Genomic DNA, 24241 nt, shown 5'->3' on the forward strand with positions numbered 1-24241 from the left:
TTATTTCTTAATTGTATCTAATAACTTTTATTCTTCTGTCAATGTATTAGTATAATATAAATATTTTAACTGTTCTATATTCATTTTTATTTGGTTGCCTATTAATTTTAGTCGGGAAGTTATGTATTTCTCTTGTCTTTTGTTAAGAAGAAATACGGAACTTTCCCCGTAGAGAAATTTTTCATTTTCCCCATCCAGTAGCCTCTTGTAATTTTGTGTATTAACTTCTAAAATGTCATGTTGTTTGCGTAGTAGATTTTGTTGTGCCAGGGTATTCTCTATCTTGTTCTCCAATTCATTCTTTTTGTTCTCAATTTCTAATTTTTGATCAAACATCTTTATTTTTCCCTGTTGGATATCTGCTCTTTCACTTCGAAGAAATAATGGCATCGCAAAGACAAATCCCCAACTATAATTGTCAATGGAATAATTGGGAACAATACTATTGGAAGTGGTATATAATAAAGGGTTGTATTTTAATTTGAGTTTTGGTTTTAGTTTCTCTCTTTTTAGCTTTTGTTCTATTTCAAGCATAGAAAGTTTGTTTATAGATGCAAGTAAAGAAGGATTGTTTTCGATGGAGATATCATTTCTCTTATTTACTGACAGAAAGTTGAGTGAGAAATAATCTTCTGGATTTATATTAGGCTGAAGTTGCATCGGTTGGTTATCATACCAAAGGAAATTTTCAATATTCATCCGGGATTGAACTAGTTCCATATCATTTTTTTGTAACTCAATTTGTGCATTTTGCGATAGGATATGAGCTTCGAGAGTGTCCATGGCCGTCTTATCTCCACCAAAGAAGGATTGTTTTGTGTTTTCGAAATAGGTATTAGCAAGTTGGAGATTTTCGTTTAATACTTGGTCAAAATGATGGAAAAGTTGCCATTGCAAATAGGCATAAGTTGCATTAAAAAGGAGTTCATTCAAGATAACCTGCTTTTCATTTTTAGTTAGTTGTTGAAATACTTTTGCCTGGGTTAAAGTTGTTTTTCGCTCATTGACAATAAGCCCTTGTAAAATATCTAATTCAATACCAATATGCCACAATCCGTTATCATCTGTATTTAGTTCTGGATTGAGGTATTTACCCTCTGTATTTTCATATCCGGCTACCAGATCAAGACCAAGGACAGTTGGTATCCTGAGCTTAGTAGAATACTGTCTATAATAAAGGCTTTCTGAGAAATTTTTTTCTCTCCAACTTGAATTAATATTTGGATCAAAATTGCCCTTTGCTTTGAGCATTTCTGCATCACCCAATTGCACTTTTAAATCAGCTTGTCTCGCCACTGGATGAAATCTTTTTATCGCATTAATATATTCATTGTAGGAAAGAATAACCTGATCGGTTTGAGAATATCCCTGAATACAACAAAGAATCGGAATAATATGTGCAATCCATCGTTTCCTCATATTACTTAACTGATTTTATCGGTGCTTTGCGTTTGATCTCAGTTTGCTGATTATTTTTCACTTGATAGTAGTTTGGAGGGAACCCATTTAATTTCCTCCATATTTCATACCATATTGGTACTTTTTCCAGGAGTAAAAAAGCTTGTGCCCCGGTCCCTATACTTAACAGTTCAGGCCAATATTTATCTTTGCTATTTGGGCTGACCATTACTCGGTAATTTCCATTTGTACCGATGAATTTATCAATGGCAACAACATTTCCATCAAAAATTCCTGTTGAAGATTCTGGCCATCCGCTAATCACGACTGCTGGCCAACCGTCAAATCTAAGTTTGACCAGGTTCCCAATACTTAATAAAGGTATGTCCTGGGGTCTGATCAAAAGTTCGATCGCCAGGTCGTGTTCGGAAGGCACTATCGTAGCAATATCGGCGCCCTCTTTGACGGTTTCTCCCAACCCTTTTCTTATGGTTTGGGTAAGGTACCCTGTCTGAGGAGCTGTGATATAATAGAATTTCTGTCTTTCCGTGTAATTGCTTAGCTGATTTTGAAGTTTGGCGGCACTGGCAGTACTTTCCATCTTTAGAGATATGGCTGATTGACGATCAGAAAGTGATTTGAACATCTTATCGGCATATTCCCTTTCTATTGCTGAAAGTTCAATGGTTAAATTACCTAGTTCATTTCTTTGATTGATTAACTTGTTTTTTTGAACATTTACTTTTGCTGTTTCGTTCTGTATTTTATATCGTTTTTCTTGTAATTCAGTAAGGGATTTCAATCCCTTATCGTATAGTTCTTTCGTCCTGTCTACTTGGTTGCGAGTGATTTTTAAATTGGTTTGAAGCGCTTCCAGGTCAATACTATCCATACTAATTTTATTATGAGCCTGGGATATTTTATTTTGTATTTGTTGTCTCTTAAGATCGAGTGCATCCTGCAATGCTAAGTATTGACTTTTTAGTGCTAAAATCTTTTGATCATAAGCTTCAATACTTTGAGATTTTGCCTGCACCTGTTCAGAAGTCCTTTGGACTATGTTCGGATCGAAATAACTATCTTTAATTTCTGAAAGGTATACAATCGTATCCCCCTTTTCTACAAAATCACCTTCTTGAATATACCATTTTTCAATTCTTCCGGGAATAACAGATTGAATGGATTGAGGTCGATGTTGAGGTGAGCGCGTAGTTACATATCCTTTGGCACTTATATTTTGTGTCCAGGGTAAAAACAAGGTTAGAATAAATATAAAAAACAATATCCCCAGAATCCAAAGAGTAAGCCTTTTTGCAGAATTCTTTCGCAATAAATTGTACACTTTGAAATCACTTAATTTAATGAAATTATTAATACTATTATTTGAGATATTCAGCATACGTCTTAGTTTTTTGAAAGGTCTAAAATCTTGTCACACTGCTTTTTCCAATAATTAAAGTCGGATATCACGATAACTGTCCATTCACGATCTTTGGACATTATATAATCTATTATCCTTATTTTTTCAGCGTCTTCAATAAATTGAAGGGGATCCTCCATTAATAATAATTTAGGGTTCCCAATTAATAGCCTGGCGATAAGTATTTTTTGAATTATGCTTCTCGGAAGTCTGCGACCACCACTTTCTACTTTACTATCAATTCCCTTGGGTTGTCTTATATGATAATCGTTAAGATTTACAATGCGTAAAACATTAGAGAGTTCTTTTTCTTCACAATTTCTTCCAAGCAGAATATTTTCTTTGATAGTCCCGTCAAAAATTTGGTTAATAGGAAAATTTACTCCGAGTATTTTATATAAATCCTGGCGCTTGTAATGGGCTATTGGGATATCATTAATAAATAGTTGACCTTTCTGTATTTGATGTATACCGGCTACTAGCTGAAGTAAAATTGACTTCCCTGTACCTGATTTTCCTGATAAAACGACTTTTTCATTATGAGCTATTTCAAAATTAAGTTTATCAATAATGACTTCTTTCTCATCGGGAAAACCAAAAACCAATTCTTTTGCTTTGATACTAATTCCGGTGTCAGGCCTTATAGTAGCATTGCCTTTGTCTGTATCTAATTCAAGATCCGTCATATACCCTATTTTTTCAAGAGCTGTCAGAACATCATATATGACATCAATGGTAAATATAACCTTCTCTATAGAATTGATTATCATTATAATAACAATTTCCGCTGCTACAAATTGACCAATATTCATCCGCTCTTGATAAACCAACATACCACCGAGTAATAAGAGTCCGGCTGCGACAATAACTTTTAATCCAATAAATAATTTAAATTGACTTAATAAGACTTGAAAATGATTTTCTCTGGCTTTTACATAGTTACCTACAATATTATCTGTTTTATGAAGGTGGAATTTTGTTTCATTGTGAATTTTAAAAGTTCTGTTTAGTCTTGCTATCTCTTCTAACCAATGAGCCAATTGATATTTGTATTTGCTTTCTTTCAGGCTGGTAGACATCCCTTTGGGACCAGATATTCTCACGATCAACCAGATGACAGATGCCAGAATAATGCCCAAAATGATAAAATACGGACTGTATATTGTCAGGAGTATTAAACCAAAGAATATCTGAAAAATGGCCAACGAAAAATCAATTAATATTTTGGGCACCCCTTTCTGGATCGTCAGCGTATCAAAAAACCTGTTTACTAACTCCGGTGCATATATTTTGTCTAATTTTAAAAAAGAAATTCTGGGTATTCGATAGGCAAATTCAAACGCGGACCGGGCAAGTAAATCCTGTTGACTATTTTCGACCACACGCAATTGCATTACATGTAAAATTCCACTTACTAAAATACCAAATAATACAAAGCCAACCAATAGTAGCCAGGTCGAAGAATATTCCCCTGTTTGTAAAAAGTTTATAATGGCTTGAATACCTAAGGGAAGAGTTAGATTGATTAAACCAATAAATAAGGCATATGTATAGATTTGTCTTACCTCAATTTTATACACCTTAAGTAAATTCCTAAATCTTTTTATTGGGCTTAAATTCATTTCTTTTGTCTGTAAATATTTGAAAAATTACAATAATTATGCAGTCATCTCTACCAAATGTTAGTGCAAAACATAGTAAAAAAAAAGATCAAAAATATATATCATGGTTTAAGGAGTGAAAATTTTCTTCTTAATTTGTTACTTGTAATTACGCTTTTTTATGGAGAAGTTATTAATAAAGTTATTTGTAATGGGGTAAGTGTGAAATTATATTTTGCGTTAAATAATTCCTTGGTTGTTATAGAATCTTACTTTGTAAAAACACCATTTAACGTGGGGGGATATTTATGGCCTAAATTGTTAAATCAACGTAAGCTCAACAAATAATTGTTTTCCACCCTGGGTTGGTCCCCATGATTAGGTATAATTCGCTTTTCGACAATTTCATGTCGGGACAGGTTCTTCAGAGCTTCTATTTTTTCTGTCGAACTCACCTTTAATTAAATGTATTGATCTCATCTAAAAATGATTTATTATTACGATCGCACAAGAATAACTTCTGATAAATGTCTTAAATAGGGGCTACCTTTATATTGAAAGAGCTGATATTCAGGTACAATTTACTCAGTTAGAATATATATAACGTGATTCTAAATCGATGTGATTTTCTTCGAAGAAAAAAATTACTTTTGCCCGGCAGTCGCTTTATTTGCTAGTATTCCTACGAGATTAATAAGGGTTTCCTGAAAGGTTTTTAATTCCTTTTCTTTAATGGATGAATTCTGAAAGGATTCCATAATCTCAACAGGAACGAAGAGAACTTCTTCCTTAAGCTTGTTTCCTTTGGATGAAAGGGACACAAGTACTGTACGTTCATCTTCTTTGGATCGTCTCCTCTTAATTAGTTTTTTAATCTCTAAACGTTTCAAAAGGGGTGTAAGGGTATTAGACTCCAAAAAAAGTCGCTCACCGATTTCTTTAACACTCTGCTCATTGTATTGCCAGAGCACTAACATTACGATGTATTGCGGATACGTAATATTCAATTTCTTCAGGTAAGGAGAATAAATTTTGGTGGTAAGGCGAGAAGCAGCATATAACGGAAAACAAAGTTGGTTTTCTAAGTAGAGTAAAGCTGATTTATCTTTCATTTTTCAAAATTTGCTGGATGGTTTTTTCCATTCTATTCGGATGGGTAATAGGAGAGAAGCGTTTTATGGGTTTTCCCGTATGATCAATTATAAATTTGGTGAAATTCCATTTTATACTCCGCCCTAATAAACCACCGGAAAGCTCTGATTTTAAGAATTTGAATATTGGATGCGCATTGTTTCCATTCACTTCGATTTTTTCAAACATAGGGAAGCTCACTCCGTAATTAATTTGGCAGAACTCTTCTATTTCATTTGCTGTTCCCGATTCCTGGTTCCCAAATTGATTGCAGGGAAATCCCAGAATGACAAGCCCCTGATCTTTGTAGGCCTTATATAGATTTTCCAGGCCTTCGTATTGGGGGGTAAGTCCACATTTGCTGGCTGTATTTACCACTATGATTGTTCTCCCTTCATACGCCCTCATGCTTGTAATTTCCCCGTTGAGTTTCCGTGCTTCCAAATCGTAAAATTTCATAAGTATTTATCTGTTTGCTCTATTAATTATGTATTTCAATCCTCCTGTAGACCAAAGAGCCCAAAGAATTAGTACGGGTTGGAAGAATAAACGTATCAATCTCTTGGTATCAGTATCAAGGCCAAATGCATCTATCCCATTGGCATATTGAGAAATATTCCCTGGAAAAATCAAAACATAGAATATGGCCAGAATGAATCCCACTTTTATTTTATATTTGGTTAAAGAAATCATGGCCAATCCAAGGGCAATCTCAACAATTCCCGAAGATATCACCACCAAATCCATAAAACTTTCCTCATCTGGTAACCAACCAGGGACTTGAGCTTGAAATTCTTTGCGTAGAAAACTAAGGTGTCCAATGCCTGCAAATACCATAAAACTCCCGAGTAGGATACGCATACTATTTTGAAATAAACTTGTTTGAATTTTCATCTTGAGCGAATTAATCGTGCACGATGTAAATATAGCAATATTTTGTTCATTACAATAGTTTTGATAAGATATCGCAGCACTTAATATCCTTTGCTCAATATTGATTTAAGATATAAAAGAATGTTCTTACTTTTTTTTCAGGAAATAGTATGCGTATGTATATTTTTTAAGTTAGATCAAACTAGTAGTATAATCTGAAGATTGAATGCATGGAGACATCCAGTAGCGGAGCTGATTCAGTATTAGAGATATATTGCAGTTTACTAGATAAAGGGGGGGAATGCCATTTAAATCTAACCTGTTTCCGGCAAGTATTTAGGGGCTCAGAACGTTTGAGAATTGGGAAATTCAACTATAACAAGTGAATGCATAGTGGGGACTATTTCGTGCCCTTTGTAGGAAGTAGATCGCCATTTTCAAGCAGAAAACAAAAAAATCAAATACTTGTATCTTAGAATCGAATCTACGAGGTTGTCTCTCTTCCCTTCATTCTTTTATAGTTTCAGCATTGTGCATTAAATATTAGCCTCAAGCTCTATCTGAACCTGTATTCTTCTTCGAAATCACTTTACTTACTAATTAATCCCTTATATAACGCTACATAGTATTATGGTGTCCTGTTCGTGTTGGATGTGATATTAAACGAAAAGGACATGACGGGTATATCTTGGGTGCCATTTCCTGGTTGCAGTGGCTGCTTGAAATTAATAAAAAAGATTGTTAAGACCTTGCACCTATGGGCCCTAAAACGAGAGGGGGATGTTTGTTCGTTAAATTTATTATATAAGTTTATTATGTCTGAATAACCGTTTGATATTGCCGTTTGAATATTGATGATTGATTGAATTTTTCTTATCTTTGAAGGATGAAGCGAAGCATTTTTAAATCGATCTTAATTATTGTATTTGCAATTGTAATTTTTGCGGTGCCTACATCAGAAATTTTAGCGCAATGTCCGATGTGTCGCATTTCAGCCGAATCGAATTTAGCCAATGGTGGAACAGCTGGGAATGGTCTGAACAAGGGGATACTATTTTTATTGAGTTTACCTTATTTATTAATTGGTACTTTAGGGTATGTTTGGTGGAGAAACAAAAAAAAGAGCTCTTCCGAAACTTTTGATAAATAACGGTTAGCGGTCTAAAATATATCTTAAGCTAACTCCTCCACCTCCCGGGGCAAATCCTCTTCCTCCAACGATAAAGATATTGGGCATCCAATCAAGGGAAATATTCAAGGGAATATCACGAAAACTATAATCTAGGCCTAGTGCCCCTACAACGCCTACTCCCAATCCTCCATTATTTAATAATATACTTCCTCCGACACCCCAGTACCAGGTAAGACCAGGTACATCGTTTTGAAAATAATTATGTTTCTCATAAACCAAACTCGCATAAACGTCACCAAAATAAAATCCTCCCATAAGTTCAAATGCTGATTGTGGTCCTACAAAAGACTTATAAGTGACATTGGCTCCAAGCCCCCCTCTGATTCCAAATGCTTTAGAATAATCCTGAGCCTGGATATCATTAATAAACAAAAACCATAATGGCAAACAGAAGAATAATACTTTTTTCATAAAATTCAATTTCGTAACGATAATAGAAAAACTGGGTATAAACCTTACTCTTAATACTACTTATTTCCTTAAAAAAAATACAATCATTAATATCCATGCTACTATAAAAAATAAACCGCCTAATGGGGTTATAGGACCCAATATTTTTGTTGGAATAGCATGAAGTTCTTTGGTAGCTAATAAATACAATGAACCTGAAAATAAGATTATTCCAGCTAATGAGCAAATCCAGGCGTAATTTAATGAATTGGGATATTTAGTATTTTGCCATGAAGCAATAATTAAAATAGCGATCATAAACAGAACATGGTAAAAATGGTATTTGCTACCGGTCTCAAAAATTCCTTTTGAATAATCATCCATATATTTATTCAAAGCATGAGCTCCAAATGCTCCTATTCCCACGGCGAGAGCTCCCAAAGTAAAAGTTATTATCCATTTTATATTCATAGGTTGTTATATTTTATAGCGTCCAATTAATTGGGGCCTTATTTTGCCGGGTAAGATAGTGATTTGCGGTTGAAAAATGATTATTACCCTGGAACCCGTTTCCAGCAAGAGGAGAGGGGTGAACACTTTCAAGGATCAGGTGCTTCGAGGAATCAATAAATTCCTTTTTCTTTCTGGCAAAATTGCCCCATAATAGGAATACTACTCCGTCTCTCTCGTATGAAAGAGTCTTAATTACAGCATTGGTAAATTCTTCCCATCCATATTTGGAGTGCGAGCGTGGTTTACTTTTTTCAACGGTTAGTATAGCATTCAAAAGGAATACGCCTTGACTTGCCCAGGATGTAAGGTCGCCGTGGGCTGGAACAGTGAAAGATACACTCCGATTTAACTCTTTGTAAATATTTCGTAGTGACGGGGGAATTTTTATGTTTTTAGGTACAGAAAAACTTAATCCCATTGCCTGTCCGGGTCCATGATAGGGGTCCTGACCGAGAATGACTACTTTCACTTCTTGAAAGGGAGTGGTATTAAATGCATTAAAGATTAATTTTCCATTAGGGTATATGGTCTTTCCATTTCTTTTATCTTCTTTAATTTTTTCTACCAATGTATGAAAGTAGGGTTTGTTAAATTCCTCTGAAAGTACCGATTTCCAACTCTCCTCGATTTGTACATTATTTATACCCATTGAAATATATTTTGCCGACAAAATAACGCACTTATATGAAGAATTAAAAATATAATAATTTGATCTAAGTTTATTACTTTTTTTGAATATGAATTCCTAATTTTGTCGCGCATTAAACGGCTCCGTAGCTCAGCTGGATAGAGCAACTGACTTCTAATCAGTAGGTCGCAGGTTCGAATCCTGCCGGGGTCACTTGAAAATCAAAGGGTTGTGAATTATTTTCACAACCCTTTTTTCATACGCGCACCTAGCAATAAATTTCCTTTCAATTAAATTCTAACAATTTGGTTAATACCCCAAGGGAGTTAGAGATGAAATTCACAAATTATATATTGGAAAGGTGAAAATTTTTAATAAACCTTATTTATTGCCCTGGTCTGATATTAATTCACCCTTATTTTTTAGATAATTTAATGTTTCCTTGACATTTAGCATGATATTTCGAAAGTCCTTCTTTTTCATTTCATACACAGAATTGTTAATTTCCATGTAGTATATGGTTTTACCACTGCTGCTAGTATCGTATTCTCCTTTTAATTCCACACCTGAGGATTCACATTCTGTAATACTGGCATTGTCGTAATTATTGATTTTTAAAGATTCATTATACCTCAAGACTTCATTGGCACAACTGTACAATGACCTGAGTTCTACTGGTTTGAGCTCAAAAAACTCTCTTTTCACCTGAGAATTAACCGAATATCCGATATTAGCCAGAGAACTACCTGTTCCTAAATAGCTTATTATATCAACATCGGTTTTAATATTACTAATTCGTATTATGAAAGGATAAGTGGTATCATTCGTCCCCAATTCAAATTTTTTCACAAGATCCATTTTAATAATACCGTCTGTACCGAAGATTTTACTGTAGCTTTCCTTATACGAATGTACTAATTCAGTAACTTCCTGGCCATTAACATTAGAGATATGTATTAATAGGAATAAAGACAGAATACACTTAGTCAAAATGGAATTCATAGCAAATAAACTTTTATAAAATTTACTGCTTTTAAATATATATCTTACTCTAAATCAATAAATTAACATATTTTTAAAATATTATATCAATGAAATTTGTGAATTATGCACTTGGACAGTTAATTCCCTTACAAAAGACATCTGCGAGTTTTATGATTTAAGCATCAGCATAAACGATGAAAAAAGAAGTAAGAGTAATAATATTTGCTTGAAGGTAGCCTCATTGAGCATTCCATAGGCCTTTTTACCCAAAAATTGGGATAGGAGGAAAAAGGGTATAATCACAATGCTGTGCATTAAATGCGTCTTGGTCAATACTCCTCCAATACTTAGAACTGGTACCCTGATCACTGAGATCATTCCTAAAACGCCTATCATTGTCGCCCTGAATGCCTTTATATCTGAAGCACTACTTCTTACGGACATAACATATAATGGACCGCCTGTAGAAAATAAACCTGAAAAGAACCCTCCTAAAAGGCCCAGCGGTAAGGTATATCGTGGATTCTTAATCTCGTTGTTTTGTTTGAAATATGAATATACAACATAGAGGAATACAAATACACCCAGTAATCTCCTGAGGAAAACGGGTTTTGAAAAGGTGAGTACATATACTCCGATGCTTATGCCTATAATAGAGATAAATAATAAACGCTGCAAAATCATTTTGTCAATATTATTCCACTCTTTATAAACCAGGTATATGCTGGATAGTAAATAAAAAATTGAAATAATAGAGATAGCGTCTGGCATATTCATAACCGTAAGTAAAATGGGGAGAGCTATTAATGCACCAGCAAAGCCAATCATTGTATGGACAAAGAAGCCTAAAAAAATTCCTAACGCCACAATCAGTATCGTAAGATCCATTATATTTTATCTCTTAGTCAATTAAAAAATGGTATGCTTTAGAAGCTGTAAATTTAGGTAAGAAGTGGTATTAGATAATATATAATCATAGGTATAAATGATTAATTTTTATGGATTCAATGTATTTTTACTCAAAATACACTTGATTTTATGGTAGATTCGACAGATAGAATAATCATCAAATGCTTGGAGGAAAATGCAAGAACCTCATTTGCCGAATTAGGTCGGATGGTATCTCTTACTCCATCTTCTGTAAGGGAAAGAGTAAAAAGACTTGAAGATTCGGGTGTAATTAGAAAATATACTATAGAAGTTGATTCTGCACAGCTGGGGTTTGGGATGGAAGCATTTATAGTAGTTAAACTTCGTTCCGGTACTTTAAAATCTTTTACAAGTTTGATAGATACCTGGGATGAAATACAAGAGGCGTATAGAATTACCGGTGAACATAATATTCAAATGCGAGTAGTTTTAAAAGACCAATTGCACTTACAATCATTTATTGATGAAATGCTTAAATATGGAGATCCAACCACTTCTTTAATTTTATCGAAAGTCAAGGCCTGAATGTAAGGAATGGTTACCGTTTTAGCTTAATTAGGAAGTGGAGGCGAAAGTCATAGACTTGCTGCGTTGTCCCCCTGAGATATACTCTTCATGTCTGTTAGGTTGATTTACAGGCTCTTTCCGATAACTTCAACAGGATTTGGAAATAGAGGGAATGATAGGAAACTACATTCCCTCTATTAGTTGGTACTTTATTCTGAATGTGGATGTTTTCTTCTAAATGAAGACTGCTATTTTCTTGCTACCATTTTGGATCCAAAAGAATATCCCGGGTTTCCCATAATTTGTTCTATGATACATCCGACAAACAACAGCAAAGGGTGCGAAGCATTTTCCTGGGATTTCCATTACCGAATTGTGGCAACGAAAACCTTTAGTGCAATAAATCAGACACATATCTGAGAACTTTGATCTCGCCCTTCACTTTTAGATTTCATAATTTTGATGAGGTCTGAATCCAAAATATTCTTCCCGTATAGGGGGGTAAATAAATCGATTTTATTCTACCTTGAAATCATCATTAGTTATTTCCGGATTAATTTCTATTTCTTCTACTTTTTGAACCATTTCAAAAGGCATCCCACCTCCTGAAAAAGTAACGGAATGCGGAATCAAAAATCCTTTAACTTCTTTGTATTCTTCAAAGACTTGCTCTGTTGATATTTGTTGACCATTGACTTCGGCATTACTCACTACCTTTTCCTTCAACCCGGTTTCTTTGTTGTAGTACTCTGTAAGGGTAGACCCATCAATCGTTTTAACGACGATCTTATAAACATCGGTGCCATCCAGTTTCTCACTTCCTTTCATTTCTACATTATAATCCCCTGAAGAAAAATAGTCTAATTCAGGGGCAAATTTCGCCATATTCCTAAATCTTCCAAACTCCTTAGGGTCATCAATAACCTGGCTTCCTTGCATTCCGCCCATTTTAGCTTTTAACCCATTGAAAACAATTTCCTGTACAGTCATTCCTTGGGCTTCAACCGTCATATTCAATTTTGAATTATCAGCTGTTTTTATGGTGGTGGTGACATTCCCCATAGGTGTTTCAGCTACAGATTTTATAAACATTCCATTGACTTGTTTAATCTTTTCTTTTCCACCAATAGCCTCCAGATACTTGTCCACTACCTCTTCTGCTGAAATATCATTTGATTCATCATCCGTATTTTCAGAAACAGATTTATCTATTTTATTCGCTTTCACGTCGTAAAAGTCAATTTCACCATTTCCATCAAAAGGTATGAGTTTGGATGCTACTTCATCTTCATTTCCCACTACCAGTATTTGCATCTTTTCTGGGTCCAAATATTTTTTGGCGGCCATTTGTATATCTTCCGGTGTAAGTTTTTCCAATCTTTCAAGGTATGTTTTGTAATAGTCTTTGGGTAAATCATACCGTGCGATATTTAGGGCATATTGTGCTACTGTCTGGGGCGACTCCAATCCCCGTGCATATTTCCCAGTCAGTACGTTTTTTACGAGTTCCAATTCATCTTGATCCACTGGCTCTGTCCTCATAGTTTCAATTTCCCTGAAGATTTCGGTCAGGGTACTATCTGTAACAGCATTTCGGACACTTGCAGATGTAGAAAATGAACCAATGTGGAGATCAGGAGATAAACTGGACCCGATACCATACGTATACCCTTTGTCTTCCCGAATATTTTTATTTAAGCGCGATCCAAAATATCCTCCCAGGATGGTATTCATTACCGAAGCTGCCAGTCTATCTTCCGCATTGGGTTTATATCTAGCAGTTTGAGATACGCTTAATACAGATTGCACAGCACCATCTTTATTAACAAAATTTACTGTATTTGATTCCGGTCGCTCTACAAAAGGAGGTATATGCTTTTTGAATGTGGGATCAGCCTTCCAATCGCCAAAATATTTTTTTGCCTGGTCCAATGCATCGGAGGAGGTTATATCACCCACAATAATCAGATAGGATTCATTGGGGAAATAATATTTTCGATAATAATCTTTGACGTCTTCCAGTGTTATATTATCAATAGTCTCTTCCATTACAAACTCACCATACGCATGATCCTTGCCATATAACACAGCCCCTTTGACATTGCTGGCAATCGTATTGGGATCGGATTTTGAAAAAGCCAGACCTGATTTAGTAGTTTGTATAATCTTGTCAAATTCTTCTTGTGGAAAACTGGGATTGTATAATAGATCTGTAGCGATTTCCAGCAATTCCTCGCTGTGTTTCTTAAGAGATGTGGCATAGAACCCCGAAGAATTTGTATTCACAGAAGCTGCAATGAAATCAAGTGCTTCATCTATCTCTGATTTTGTTTTGCTTTCCGTACCTCGTTTGAGCATTTGTCCGGCTACAGAAGCCAAACCTGTTTTATCCCCTTCTACGATAGCACCTTTGTCAACAAATAACTGGTATGATACAACCGGAAGTTTGTGGTTTTCAACTACAATTATATTCAAATCATTTTCCAGGGTAAACTGTTCGTAATCACCAAGGTTAAATTCTGGTGCAGGACCTGGATCAGGAGCATTTGCTCTCCATTCAGTTGACAAGTTTTCGGGCTCAACCTCGCTTGTTTTTTCTGTTACTTGATTACCCACTTTAGGGCTGCATGAAAATATGATGGCTCCTAATAATAATAAATAGAAATATCGATTCATATTGATCCTTTGTATAGATTTCATTTCTATTGATTTTGTTGTTGAGGTAAATAGTACAATATTACGCGATTTTCAGGGGTGAAATATTTCCTGGCAACATTCCGGATATCTTCGCGACTTACATTCAAATACCGTTCTATCTCAGTGTTTATGAGATTGGCATTTCCGTAATAAGTATGATAGTTTGCCAACGATTCTGCTATAGAAACCATTGACGTGTTTCCCCTTATAAATGAATCTTCAATATTATTTTTTAATTTTCTAAATTCTCTATCTGTTATCAATTCGTTTTGGACTTTTTCAATTTCAGTATCAATTCCAATTAATAAATCCTCCAGGCTTTTACCCATATTGGGCAGAGCAATTATAAAGCTGACACCTGGATCTTCAAGGTCCATTGGGTAATTTGAAACTTGAATGGCTAATTGTTGCTTATCTTTAAGTTCTTTGACCATTCTCGAACTCTCACCACCTGATAACAAACTGGTTAGTAGCTTAATAGCATACATGTCTTCATCTGTTTGTTGAGGTATTCTATACGTGAGAAACATAGCAGGTAAAGTGATATTATCATACACAGTATCGACTATTGGTCCTTCTAAATCCGGTTCATTTACTTGAGGCATTTGTGGGGCCGGACCTTGCGGAATTTCACTAAAATATTTTTCAACCAGCGTTCTTGTCGTTTTAATATCAATATCCCCGGCAATTGATAATGTTGCATTGTTTGGCACATAAAACCTGGCATAAAAATTTTCGAAATCTTCATTGGATGCTGCATTCAAATCCTCCATGGATCCAATTACACTCCATTTGTAAGGGTGAGTATTATAGGCTTTTTCAAAGGAGTTATTGAGCCAGGTACCATAGGGTTGATTGTCGATACGTTGTCTTTTTTCTTCTTTTACAACTTCCCTTTGTGTTTCAATTCCCTTTTCGTCAATTTTTGCGTGTAACATTCTTTCTGACTCCAACCAAAGTCCCAACTCCAATTGATTAGAAGGAAATATTTCATAATAAAAGGTCCTGTCCTTTGAGGTATTTGCATTGTTGACACCACCTGCATTAGAAATATATTTATCAAATTCACCTCTGTCCACATTTTTGGAACCTTCAAACATCAAATGTTCAAAAAAGTGAGCAAAACCTGTTCGGTTAGGATCTTCATTTTTGGATCCCACATGATATAGGACTGAGACGGCTACTATGGGAGTAGAATTGTCTTTATGTAAAATGACATGTAATCCGTTGTCCAAATCGAATTCTTCAAATTCTAAGGTATTCATTTGTGCATGTACGAAAGTGGCTGCACAAATGGCCCAAAAAATTACAAAAACAAATTTTCTCATACTAATTATGATTTATAGTTGTTGATCAAGTATCAAATGTTAAAACTTTTATTTATCTTTTCTTCAATGTTACGTAATTTTTTTTCACAATATTCGATCAGAAACTGTCCTCTATCGATTAACGATTCAAGTTCGTCAATTTCATATTCATTCTTCTCCATTTTTTTCTGAATTTCATTTAATTCCTTTTCAGCTTCTTTATATGATTCCGGAACTTTTTGATTTTTATCAGTCATTAATATCAATTTTATCTTTATTCATTCGCAATGAAAACTTTTTATCCTTCTCTAATGAATGTAAATTTTTAATCCATTTACCTTTTTGGTGGATCATAGAATATCCTCTGTCCATTATCTTTATGGGATTGAAAAGAGTTATTTCGGATTTAATAGAATTTATTCTTTGCCATTCTTCTTTTGAAATGGTGTACATCTTGCGTGTCAATTCCAACTTTTGTTGTTTTAAATGGTCCGATTTTTTGTAGACTTCATTGCCGGAACGCAGTGCCAGTTTGTTTACAATATTACTCAGGTTAGATCGATATCCATTAATCTGAGTTCGTGCAAATTGTTGGATATGCTGATATATACTTATTAGTGAAGATTCAAACTGGTAATTATGGTTAACTATATATTCGGCTGCTGCTGTAGGTGTTTTTACAGAAGCAAAAGAAACCATATCTGATACAGAAACATCCCTATCGTGTCCGATTCCGCTTACCACTGGAATTGGACACTCTGCTATTTGTTTGGCAACAGAATAATCATCAAAGTCACTTAGGTCTACACTTGAGCCACCACCTCTTACTATAACAATAATATCAAAATGTACGGGAGAAGATTTTATTTCATTCATCACTTCTGTGATGGAGGATCGGACTTGATCACCTTGCATTTTTGAATGAAATAGTTGTAATGTAATCTTGTAACCAAACGAGTTGTTTTCAATTTGACGGTAAAAATCCCCCCAGCCAGCTGCTTGTTCAGAACTGATTACTGCAACCTTTTGTATAACCTGGGGTAATACAAGTTTTTTATTCAAATCAAATAGTCCTTCCGATTTAATTTGAGCAATGGTCTTTTGTTTTTGAATGTACAACCAACCCATTGTAAAGTCGGAGTCAATATCTACTATATTTAAAGAATATCCATATCGGGGATGGAATCGAACCCTGGATAGAATTTTAACTTTTGTCCCCACCTGGGTCATCTTTTCGAAAACATTCCCAACCTTTTTTTTCAATCCCATGACCTGGCTTCTCCATATAGAAGCTGAAGCTTTTGCCAGGAACTCGCCATTTTCATTTTTTTCTATTAACGAAAAGTAATAATTGCCATTATTTAACCGACTATCCGCAATTTCCGCCTCGATCCAGACCTCTTCTTCAAAATTTAATAAAAATACCCTTTCTATAAACTGGTGCAACTCGAAAAGGGTGAAATGTTTCATAGAATGTCGTGTATTGATCTAAAGTAATTTGTTGAATGATGTTTATCTTCAAATATCAATATTATAAAATTAATTTATATTATAATGAAAGTTTAATCGAATTAAATGAAATTTACCTGATATGGTTGTTTATTGAATTAAACCCTGTAAAAGGGTAATCATTACTTGTGGATTTGATTGTTGCCAAAAAAAAATCCCGATATAGTCAAATATACCGGGACTTGTATTGAATCTTAATAAGATTTATTTAATGGATGGCCTTACTTACGGCATCGGCAGCATCTTTAAGTAATATTGCTGATTCTACTTTCAAACCACTTTCATCAATGATTTTCTTGGCTATATCGGCATTGGTGCCCTGTAACCTTACAATCAAAGGCACTTCTATATTAATATTGCTTGCTGCCTGGACAACCCCTTTTGCAACCCGGTCGCACCTAACAATTCCACCGAAAATATTAATGAGAATAGCTTTCACATTGGGGTCCTGTAAAATTATTCTAAATGCTTGTTCTACTCTTTCTGCATCTGCAGTTCCACCGACATCGAGGAAGTTCGCAGGTTCACCTCCGTACAATTTGATCATATCCATTGTCGCCATTGCCAATCCTGCTCCATTTACCATACAACCGACGTTCCCATCCAATTTGACGTAACTCAAACCATATCTCTTCGCTTCCACCTCTGTGGGATCTTCTTCGTGTACATCCCTCAATTCTGCAATATCCTTATGGCGGAAAAGGGCATTGTCATCTATTGTTACCTTGCAGTCAACTGCCAGTATTCGATCATCACCGGTTTTCAAACAAGGATTAATTTCAAAAAGAGAAGCATCTGTCGAAGTAAAAGCAGTATATAGTTTGGAAATAAATTTAACCATTCCTTTAAAGGCAGTGCCAGATAATCCCAGGTTAAATGCTACTTTTCGGCTTTGAAAGGGAAGGAGTCCCAATTCCGGATCAACAAATTCTTTGAATACTTTTTCAGGTGTTTCTTCCGCCACCGTTTCAATATCCATTCCTCCTTCGGTAGAATAGATAATAACATTTCTTTTTTTGGCTCTGTCGTTGAGAATAGAAATATAAATCTCTTCATTCGCATCAAAATCAGGCGCATAAACATCTTCTGCAATCAGAATTTTTCTGACCAATTTCCCTTCACCATCCATACCACCTGGGGTTTGAGGGGTTTTCAACATCATACCCAGGATATTACCGGAGTGTTCTTTAAGCTCTTGAATATTTTTAGCTAATTTTACACCACCACCTTTTCCACGGCCCCCAGCGTGAATTTGGGCTTTCACGACTGTAAATTCGGTTCCCGTTTCTTCTTGTAATTTTTTATACGCTGATTCCACTTCAGCGGTGTCCTCAATTACAATCCCTTCCTGAACGGTAACACCGTACTTTTTTAATAATTCCTTGCCTTGGTATTCGTGTAGATTCATAGTGTATTTCTTTGTTTCCCCAAAAGTAATAATATTCCCTTAAATACAAATTGCAGAAAGAATGAAAGTTAGAAGACAAGAATAAATGAAACTATTTTCGAATTAAAAATCAGGTTTTTTGTTTTCTACAGGTAGAAATACCAAAGGGTGCGTAAAGTGGACAAAAACTAATAAATGAAGTAAGAATAAAAATACCAGCCAGCACCAACAAGACCGCTGCAACTGTTCCCCCGATCGTTCCGGTAAAATACAATATAATGATCAGCGCTGCAATAAGAATCCGGACAATTTTATCTGTTGAACCCATATTCTTTTTCATAACTTTAATGTTAATGGTTAATTAATATTATAAATGTACCATAGAACATTCTGAAAATTAATAATATAAGTCACTTGAAGTGATGATCTTTATCAATTCATTCTTGCGTATCAGAAAGCTTGAATTAAATCGGTGAGGTATTATTGAATACCCGTATTTATCAAAAGGATATTAAAACATCTTTTGTATTCTAACGGCATTGAGAACCGCTAATAGTGCAACGCCAACATCTGCAAATACGGCTCCCCACATAGAGGCCATTCCCAGTGCTCCGAGTGCAAGGACCAATAATTTCACCCCAAATGCCAATCCTATATTTTGCCAAACAATTTTTCTTGTTGCTTTTGAAATTTTTATTGCGGTGACTACTTTTGAGGGTTGATCAGTCTGTATTACCACATCGGCGGTTTCGATTGCCGCATCACTTCCGAGTCCCCCCATAGCAATCCCAATATCTGCTGTGGCCAAAACGGGCGCATCATTAATTCCGTCTCCTACGAATGCTATTACATTTGAAGATTCTTCCTTTATTTCTTTAAATTTTTCCACTTTTTGTTCCGGAAGTAAATTTCCAAAAGCTTTTTGTATCTGTAATTCGGAGGCAATTTCTTTCGTTACAGATTCTTTATCCCCCGAGAGAATGACTATTTCTTTGATACCGTTGTCCTTTAAATGTTGAATCGTTTCATGGGCATCATCTTTTAATTGGTCTGATATCAGGAAATATCCTTTATAGTTGCCATCTACTGCTACAAAAATACAAGTAAGTGTTTCGTTTTTATGATTTTTGCCAGTAGGAATGCTGTATTTTTCTAATAACTTTTGATTGCCGACCAAGACTTCATGTCCTCCCACAATCCCTTTTAGACCGTGTCCGGCAATTTCTTGTTGTTTACCCGGCTCTGGAATATCCAATTTCTGATCCTTTACATATTTAATGATTGCTTCAGCTACGGGGTGATTGGATTTTGATTCCAGTGAAGCTGCAAGAGCCATCCAATTAGATTTAGAATCCTGCATAGACTCGACTTCCTGGACCTCAAAAATACCTTTTGTAAGGGTCCCTGTTTTGTCTAAAACAATGGTCTGCAGTTGGTTCATAAGATCCAGGTAATTGGACCCTTTGAATAAAATGCCATTACGGGAAGCTGCACCAATACCCCCAAAATATCCCAGAGGAATGGAAATGACGAGTGCACATGGACATGAAATAACCAGGAAAACGAGGGCCCTATAAAACCAGTCTTCAAAGACATAATTTTGTACAAAAAAATAAGGGAGTAGTGCCAACCCAATCGCCAGAAACGTTACAATCGGTGTATAAATCCTGGCAAATTTTCGGATAAAATTTTCAGTTTTCGCTTTTCGGGCAGAGGCATTCTGTACCAAATTAAGTATTCGAGAAATTGAACTTTCATGGAAGGGTTTAGTGACAGTGACCTCTATGAGTCTATCCCGATTTATCATACCTGCCAGGATCATTTCTCCAGAGCTGATAGTTTGGGGTTTGCTTTCACCAGTGAGAGCCGATGTGTTGAAAGAGCTTTTTTCTGTAATTAATTTTCCATCAAGTGGTACTTTTTCTCCTGGTTTTATCTGGATAATTTCTCCTGGATTTACTTCAGTGGGATGTACCTTTTGAAATTTTTCATTCCTTTTGACTATGGCTGAGTCAGGCCGTAAATCCAAAAGTGATTTAATATTACTTTTGGCTTTTTTCACTGCTGCACCTTGCAATAATTCACCAATGGTATAAAACAGCATAACAGCTACACCTTCCGGGTACTCGCCAATGGCAAATGCTCCTACAGTAGCAATTCCCATGAGGAAAAACTCCGTAAATATCTCACCTTTAGCAATTAATTGAATCCCCCTTTTTACAACGGGCCAACCAACGGGGATATACGAAATAAGATAATACAATAATCTTATCCAACCGTCGAAAAATGGTAGTTGAACAAATTGGTCTATTGTTATTCCTACCATTAAAAGAATGGCACTTAATATTGCTGGAAGCCATTCATTTGTTGATTTTTCATGATGGTGATCATGGGAATGAGAATGAGATTCTTCGGAGGGAATACAACAGCTATCCTGATCGTTATGATTATTGGTTTCCATTGTCGTGCTTTGTAATAAAATATCAAATACAAAGGTAGGATTAATTACCGTGCACTGGTATTGCATTTTTTGTATTACAAACTAATAAGCGTAATAAAATCTGTATCTGCTCTGGGTATTCCAATCAATTATTTTTATTTTCATTTGGAATTTCTAAAAAGGAGAACTATTGAAGAAATTATTCAATGTAGACTTTAATTTTTAACCGTTATCGGGGATAGGTGTTAAACAATTAGATAATCTCGGCATTGATTATTTTAGCAATTTGAGAGGCACATGAAGAGTATCGGAGGAGTATGGATTTGCCGATAGTCAAAGTTTTATTTCTCTGGATAATTTGTATGAATTTGAAACTTGTTTTCGTTTCGCTTTAGGATACATAATTTCCAGCGATTATTTGTCTATAAGTATTTTAGAAATTAAATATTCAAAAGCTTTTGGTGTGGCCATTAAAAAAATTAAAAACCGGACTTGAATGCATGACATAGAGCCATTTTATAACTGGAGGGAATTTTATGCAGCTGAAGAAGACCAGGATTCCCCATTTTACGGAAAGGAATATGATGAATTCTATTTCACAAATCGCGTATATAACTATTATATTCATCCCCAGTGGGATGCTTTTGGTTCTGATACTTTGTATATGAAGATTTTATATGCGGATTATGACCAGGGTTTTTGTATTATTGAAATGATAGGAGAATGGAATGACTGCCTACACAATGACATAATGTTTTTCAAAAGGAAGATATTAGATGCTTTGATGATCAAGGGAATTTATAAATTTGCCATTATTGGTGAAAATGTTTTTAATTTTCACGGAGGAGATGATTGCTATTATGAAGAATGGTATGAATCGGTGTATGATGAAAACGGTTGGATTATTTTTTTAAATCTCTTTCAACACGTATATGAAGAAATGAGAAAAGTGAATATTCATCACTATGTAAATTTATTACCTCATTTGATGAATTTTGAATGGAGAAAACACGAACCGCAATACTTATATAAAACATTTGAAGCACTCATAAACAAAAATAAATTTATTGAATCTGAATAAGAATAGCAATGATCCTGTTCACAAATCGGGGTTTGTCAATATCATTGGTTTGCCTAATGTAGGAAAGTCTACTTTAATGAATTTCTTACTCAATGACAAATTGAGTATCGTAACACATAAACCCCAAACTACGAGACATAGAATTCTGGGGATTTTATCAGGAGACAATTATCAAATGATACTTTCGGATGTGCCCGGCTTTGTAGAAAACGAAAGTTATCAAATGCATCGAAGGATGAATACATTTGTTTCGGAATCCTTTGAGGACGCAGATATTTTGATTTTAATGGTAGACGCTACTGATGATCAAGAATTACATCCCCGGCTGATTGATCGGTTTTCTAAAACCAATATTCCCAAGATTTTGGTCATTAATAAATCCGATCTTGCCGGATCAAATGATCTTGAAGAAAAAAAGAAAAAATGGACCGATATTATTGGTTTCGACAAAGTATTTGTTATTTCAGCTAAAGAGGGGAAAGATATAGAACCGCTATTACTTTCACTTTTTGATTACCTGCCGGAAGGACCTCCGTATTTTCCGAAAGATCAAATATCAAACAGGAATGTCCGTTTTTTTATAAGTGAAATGGTGAGGGAGCAAATCTTTCTTCAGTATCGCCAGGAGATTCCCTATTCATGCGAGGTGGATATAGAACGGTTTAAAGACAAAGGGGATATTATCCATATTGAAGCCATGATTTATGTTAACCGAAAGAGCCAGAAATCTATTATTATCGGGAAGGGGGGAAGTGCTATCAAACAATTGGGAATAGATTCCCGCCAACAAATTGAGGAATTTGTCGGTAAAAAGGTATTTTTGAAGTTGCATGTAAAAGTGCGGGAGAAATGGAGGGATAATGAAGACTTGTTAGAAAAATTTGGGTACCATTAAAATCGAGGCAATTAATTACTCTTTCAATTACGGGAAAATTTAACTTCAAATAAATGTCAAATTTAGTGGCTATTGTCGGTCGGCCTAATGTCGGAAAATCTACTTTATTTAATCGAATTATCGGCGAGAAAAAAGCAATTATTGACGATGTAAGCGGGGTGACCAGAGATCGGATTTATGGGAAAAGTGAATGGAATGGGAAAGAATTTTCTATAGTTGATACCGGGGGATTTGTTAAAAATTCTGATGATATATTTGAAAGTGAAATTCGAAATCAGGTAGAATTAGCTATCGAAGAAGCTCAACTTATTGTATTTGTAGTGGATGTATCAACAGGGATTACAGATCTTGATGAGGATTTAGCGAATTTACTCCGTCCCGTTAAAAAACCCGTAATATTAGTAGTCAATAAAGTGGATAATTTCAGTCGCCAATTGGAAGCTAATGAATTTTGGAGTATGGGGTTTGATACGACTCTATTTATGTCGTCTCTCACGGGAAGTGGAAGCGGTGAAGTAATGGATGAGATAGTTGAGTTGTTGCCAGAAGAGAGTTCTGAATTGGAACCCGACATTCCAAGGATTGCAATAATCGGCCAACCAAATGTAGGGAAGTCTTCCCTTACCAATGCATTACTTGGAACAGAAAGAAATATTGTGACAGATATTGCGGGTACAACCAGAGATTCTATACACACCTATTACAATAAATACGATAAGGAATTATATTTAATAGATACTGCGGGTATTAGAAAAAAAGCCAAAGTGCATGAGAACCTTGAGTTTTATTCTGTGATGAGAGCAGTGAGGGCGATTGATGATAGTGATATTTGTGTCTTGATGATTGATGCACAAATGGGTATTGAGACCCAAGATCTCAAACTTTTTAGTATCGTTCAAAAGCGTAAAAAAGGAGTGGTCATAGTTGTTAATAAATGGGACCTGATACCAAAGGAGACTAATACAGCCAGAGATATGGAAAAAGAAATTTTGAAAAGACTTCGACCATTCGATGATGTCCCTGTAGTATTTACCAGTGTTGTGGATAAACAAAGAATTATGAAGGTATTGGATGCCGCATTAGTGGTTTATAAAAATAAAACACAAAAGATTAAAACCTCAGAACTCAATGAGAAAATTTTACCGATTCTGGAAAAAACACCCCCTCCGACTTATCGCGGGAATTTTATTAAAATAAAATATATCACACAACTTCCTTTGTCTTATCCTGCATTTTCATTTTTTTGCAATCACCCCAAAGCTGTAAAAGCGTCTTACAGAAATTTTATCGAAAATAAATTAAGAGAAATATTTGACTTTACCGGCTCACCGGTAGGAATTGTGTTTAAACAAAAATAA

The 24241-nt window shown here is 35.2% G+C and carries 22 protein-coding genes and 1 tRNA gene; 5 read left to right on the plus strand and 18 right to left on the minus strand.

Features of this window, described 5'->3' with window-relative positions; all coding sequences use genetic code 11:
- Positions 1-27: 27 nt before the first annotated feature.
- The 9 genes from LVD47_RS07785 to ung all read right to left on the minus strand — a co-directional run bounded on the left by LVD47_RS07785 (position 28) and on the right by ung (position 9167).
- On the minus strand, positions 28-1419 hold the full coding sequence (locus tag LVD47_RS07785; protein WP_236975063.1) for a TolC family protein: 1392 nt from the start codon (positions 1417-1419) through the stop codon (positions 28-30).
- Between the two features lies 1 nt (position 1420).
- Positions 1421-2797: an HlyD family secretion protein gene (locus LVD47_RS07790; protein WP_236975065.1), complete on the minus strand. Its 1377-nt coding sequence runs from the start codon at positions 2795-2797 to the stop codon at positions 1421-1423.
- A gap of 5 nt (positions 2798-2802) precedes the next feature.
- Positions 2803-4398, minus strand: a complete 1596-nt coding sequence (locus LVD47_RS07795; RefSeq protein ID WP_236975067.1) for a peptidase domain-containing ABC transporter — start codon at positions 4396-4398, stop codon at positions 2803-2805.
- A 665-nt stretch (positions 4399-5063) separates the two neighbouring features.
- The gene (locus tag LVD47_RS07800; protein WP_236975068.1) at positions 5064-5531 is read right to left on the minus strand and encodes a MarR family winged helix-turn-helix transcriptional regulator; all 468 of its coding nucleotides are present in this window, start codon (positions 5529-5531) and stop codon (positions 5064-5066) included.
- The gene (locus LVD47_RS07805) at positions 5521-6009 is read right to left on the minus strand and encodes a glutathione peroxidase (RefSeq protein ID WP_236975069.1); all 489 of its coding nucleotides are present in this window, start codon (positions 6007-6009) and stop codon (positions 5521-5523) included. The genes LVD47_RS07800 and LVD47_RS07805 overlap by 11 nt, the downstream gene beginning before the upstream one ends.
- Positions 6010-6015: 6 nt before the next feature.
- Complete coding sequence (locus tag LVD47_RS07810) at positions 6016-6438, minus strand: DoxX family protein (RefSeq protein WP_369427759.1); 423 nt, start codon at positions 6436-6438, stop codon at positions 6016-6018.
- 1138 nt (positions 6439-7576) lie between these two features.
- Positions 7577-8026, minus strand: a complete 450-nt coding sequence (locus tag LVD47_RS07815) for a hypothetical protein (RefSeq protein ID WP_236975071.1) — start codon at positions 8024-8026, stop codon at positions 7577-7579.
- A gap of 60 nt (positions 8027-8086) precedes the next feature.
- Positions 8087-8476 (minus strand): DUF423 domain-containing protein, encoded by a 390-nt coding sequence (locus LVD47_RS07820; RefSeq protein ID WP_236975072.1) that lies wholly within the window; start codon positions 8474-8476, stop codon positions 8087-8089.
- A 13-nt stretch (positions 8477-8489) separates the two neighbouring features.
- Positions 8490-9167 (minus strand): uracil-DNA glycosylase, encoded by a 678-nt coding sequence (gene ung, locus LVD47_RS07825; protein ID WP_236975073.1) that lies wholly within the window; start codon positions 9165-9167, stop codon positions 8490-8492.
- 118 nt (positions 9168-9285) lie between these two features.
- On the opposite strand from ung, the gene LVD47_RS07830 reads away from it, so the two are divergent.
- Positions 9286-9359 (plus strand) — tRNA-Arg (locus tag LVD47_RS07830).
- A gap of 168 nt (positions 9360-9527) precedes the next feature.
- On the opposite strand, the gene LVD47_RS07835 is transcribed toward LVD47_RS07830, so the two are convergent.
- Positions 9528-10148 (minus strand): hypothetical protein, encoded by a 621-nt coding sequence (locus tag LVD47_RS07835; protein ID WP_236975074.1) that lies wholly within the window; start codon positions 10146-10148, stop codon positions 9528-9530.
- Between the two features lie 150 nt (positions 10149-10298).
- The gene (locus tag LVD47_RS07840) at positions 10299-11018 is read right to left on the minus strand and encodes a sulfite exporter TauE/SafE family protein (RefSeq protein ID WP_236975075.1); all 720 of its coding nucleotides are present in this window, start codon (positions 11016-11018) and stop codon (positions 10299-10301) included.
- Between the two features lie 150 nt (positions 11019-11168).
- Between LVD47_RS07840 and LVD47_RS07845 the strand changes: the two genes are divergently transcribed.
- Positions 11169-11585, plus strand: coding sequence for an Lrp/AsnC family transcriptional regulator (locus LVD47_RS07845; protein ID WP_236975077.1), 417 nt, complete (start codon positions 11169-11171; stop codon positions 11583-11585).
- 498 nt (positions 11586-12083) lie between these two features.
- Here LVD47_RS07845 and LVD47_RS07850 read toward each other — a convergent pair whose 3' ends face one another.
- From LVD47_RS07850 to LVD47_RS07880, 7 genes are all read right to left on the minus strand, one after another.
- Positions 12084-14267 carry an insulinase family protein gene (locus LVD47_RS07850; RefSeq protein ID WP_236975079.1) on the minus strand — a complete coding sequence of 728 codons (2184 nt, stop codon included), beginning with the start codon at positions 14265-14267 and terminating at the stop codon, positions 12084-12086.
- A gap of 2 nt (positions 14268-14269) precedes the next feature.
- Positions 14270-15592: a M16 family metallopeptidase gene (locus LVD47_RS07855; protein ID WP_236975081.1), complete on the minus strand. Its 1323-nt coding sequence runs from the start codon at positions 15590-15592 to the stop codon at positions 14270-14272.
- A gap of 32 nt (positions 15593-15624) precedes the next feature.
- Positions 15625-15828, minus strand: coding sequence for an exodeoxyribonuclease VII small subunit (xseB, locus tag LVD47_RS07860; protein WP_236975083.1), 204 nt, complete (start codon positions 15826-15828; stop codon positions 15625-15627).
- Positions 15821-17041, minus strand: coding sequence for an exodeoxyribonuclease VII large subunit (gene xseA / locus LVD47_RS07865; RefSeq protein ID WP_236975085.1), 1221 nt, complete (start codon positions 17039-17041; stop codon positions 15821-15823). The genes xseB and xseA overlap by 8 nt, the downstream gene beginning before the upstream one ends.
- A 247-nt stretch (positions 17042-17288) precedes the next feature.
- Positions 17289-18488, minus strand: coding sequence for an ADP-forming succinate--CoA ligase subunit beta (gene sucC, locus LVD47_RS07870; protein WP_236975087.1), 1200 nt, complete (start codon positions 18486-18488; stop codon positions 17289-17291).
- Between the two features lie 109 nt (positions 18489-18597).
- On the minus strand, positions 18598-18807 hold the full coding sequence (locus LVD47_RS07875) for a YgaP family membrane protein (RefSeq protein WP_236975089.1): 210 nt from the start codon (positions 18805-18807) through the stop codon (positions 18598-18600).
- A 171-nt stretch (positions 18808-18978) separates the two neighbouring features.
- Positions 18979-20928: a heavy metal translocating P-type ATPase gene (locus tag LVD47_RS07880; protein ID WP_439651993.1), complete on the minus strand. Its 1950-nt coding sequence runs from the start codon at positions 20926-20928 to the stop codon at positions 18979-18981.
- Positions 20929-21403: 475 nt separating this feature from the next.
- Here LVD47_RS07880 and LVD47_RS07885 point away from each other — a divergent pair, with 475 nt between their 5' ends.
- From LVD47_RS07885 to der, 3 genes are read left to right on the plus strand one after another with little or no spacing between them, the layout of a single operon-like run.
- Positions 21404-21988: a hypothetical protein gene (locus tag LVD47_RS07885; RefSeq protein WP_236975092.1), complete on the plus strand. Its 585-nt coding sequence runs from the start codon at positions 21404-21406 to the stop codon at positions 21986-21988.
- Positions 21975-22883, plus strand: a complete 909-nt coding sequence (gene era, locus LVD47_RS07890) for a GTPase Era (RefSeq protein WP_236975093.1) — start codon at positions 21975-21977, stop codon at positions 22881-22883. Before LVD47_RS07885 ends, era begins: the two co-directional genes overlap by 14 nt.
- Before the next feature lie 53 nt (positions 22884-22936).
- Positions 22937-24241, plus strand: coding sequence for a ribosome biogenesis GTPase Der (gene der / locus LVD47_RS07895; protein ID WP_236975094.1), 1305 nt, complete (start codon positions 22937-22939; stop codon positions 24239-24241).

The sequence above is a fragment of the Membranihabitans maritimus genome, from assembly GCF_021729145.1.
GTDB lineage: Bacteria > Bacteroidota > Bacteroidia > Chitinophagales > Saprospiraceae > Membranihabitans > Membranihabitans maritimus.

Coding starts and splice junctions, on each gene's coding strand:
- LVD47_RS07800 (WP_236975068.1), bottom strand. CDS start 5,531: ATGAAAGATAAATCAGCTTTACTCTACTTAGAAAACCAACTTTGTTTT.
- LVD47_RS07850 (WP_236975079.1), bottom strand. CDS start 14,267: ATGAAATCTATACAAAGGATCAATATGAATCGATATTTCTATTTATTA.
- LVD47_RS07790 (WP_236975065.1), bottom strand. CDS start 2,797: ATGCTGAATATCTCAAATAATAGTATTAATAATTTCATTAAATTAAGT.
- LVD47_RS07855 (WP_236975081.1), bottom strand. CDS start 15,592: ATGAGAAAATTTGTTTTTGTAATTTTTTGGGCCATTTGTGCAGCCACT.
- LVD47_RS07885 (WP_236975092.1), top strand. CDS start 21,404: ATGCATGACATAGAGCCATTTTATAACTGGAGGGAATTTTATGCAGCT.
- LVD47_RS07785 (WP_236975063.1), bottom strand. CDS start 1,419: ATGAGGAAACGATGGATTGCACATATTATTCCGATTCTTTGTTGTATT.
- LVD47_RS07815 (WP_236975071.1), bottom strand. CDS start 8,026: ATGAAAAAAGTATTATTCTTCTGTTTGCCATTATGGTTTTTGTTTATT.
- der (WP_236975094.1), top strand. CDS start 22,937: ATGTCAAATTTAGTGGCTATTGTCGGTCGGCCTAATGTCGGAAAATCT.
- LVD47_RS07845 (WP_236975077.1), top strand. CDS start 11,169: ATGGTAGATTCGACAGATAGAATAATCATCAAATGCTTGGAGGAAAAT.
- xseA (WP_236975085.1), bottom strand. CDS start 17,041: ATGAAACATTTCACCCTTTTCGAGTTGCACCAGTTTATAGAAAGGGTA.
- LVD47_RS07880 (WP_439651993.1), bottom strand. CDS start 20,928: ATGGAAACCAATAATCATAACGATCAGGATAGCTGTTGTATTCCCTCC.
- LVD47_RS07835 (WP_236975074.1), bottom strand. CDS start 10,148: ATGAATTCCATTTTGACTAAGTGTATTCTGTCTTTATTCCTATTAATA.
- LVD47_RS07840 (WP_236975075.1), bottom strand. CDS start 11,018: ATGGATCTTACGATACTGATTGTGGCGTTAGGAATTTTTTTAGGCTTC.
- sucC (WP_236975087.1), bottom strand. CDS start 18,488: ATGAATCTACACGAATACCAAGGCAAGGAATTATTAAAAAAGTACGGT.
- ung (WP_236975073.1), bottom strand. CDS start 9,167: ATGGGTATAAATAATGTACAAATCGAGGAGAGTTGGAAATCGGTACTT.
- LVD47_RS07805 (WP_236975069.1), bottom strand. CDS start 6,009: ATGAAATTTTACGATTTGGAAGCACGGAAACTCAACGGGGAAATTACA.
- LVD47_RS07875 (WP_236975089.1), bottom strand. CDS start 18,807: ATGAAAAAGAATATGGGTTCAACAGATAAAATTGTCCGGATTCTTATT.
- LVD47_RS07820 (WP_236975072.1), bottom strand. CDS start 8,476: ATGAATATAAAATGGATAATAACTTTTACTTTGGGAGCTCTCGCCGTG.
- xseB (WP_236975083.1), bottom strand. CDS start 15,828: ATGACTGATAAAAATCAAAAAGTTCCGGAATCATATAAAGAAGCTGAA.